This is a genomic window from Bacillus cereus group sp. BfR-BA-01441, assembly GCF_022663075.1.
GTDB classification, from domain to species: Bacteria; Bacillota; Bacilli; order Bacillales; family Bacillaceae_G; genus Bacillus_A; species Bacillus_A cereus.
On sequence record NZ_JAKUEU010000286.1, the window covers coordinates 1 to 360 of the forward strand.

Below are 360 nucleotides of genomic sequence, written 5' to 3' on the forward strand. Positions count from 1 at the left end.
TAGAATAGTAGATGGAACAACAGATGGTTGGCTAAAATTTAAGACTTGGGAAGGCGAAAAATGGATGAATCCTACGTCTGAACAAATTACTGTCAACAAAACGATTTATGCATATAATGAGCCTTCATTTAATGCAACAAAAGCAAATTATGGAGCACCATTTAACCCACAAAATTGGGGAGTAGTAGAAAAAAAAGAAAATGGCTGGATGAAGGTAGGTACTTATGAAGGGTATAAGTGGATCAATCCAGATGGAGAAGAAAGATTTATAAACAAATCATTCTATGCGTATAATGAAGCTTCATTTAATGCAGCAAAAGCAAACGCTGGAGCATTATATAATCCACAGAATTTTAGAGT

At 34.4% G+C, this 360-nt stretch carries 1 pseudogene; it reads left to right on the forward strand.

Annotated features, from left to right (window positions below):
• Positions 1 to 360, forward strand: a pseudogene (locus MR107_RS32105) (hypothetical protein); the annotation flags it as partial.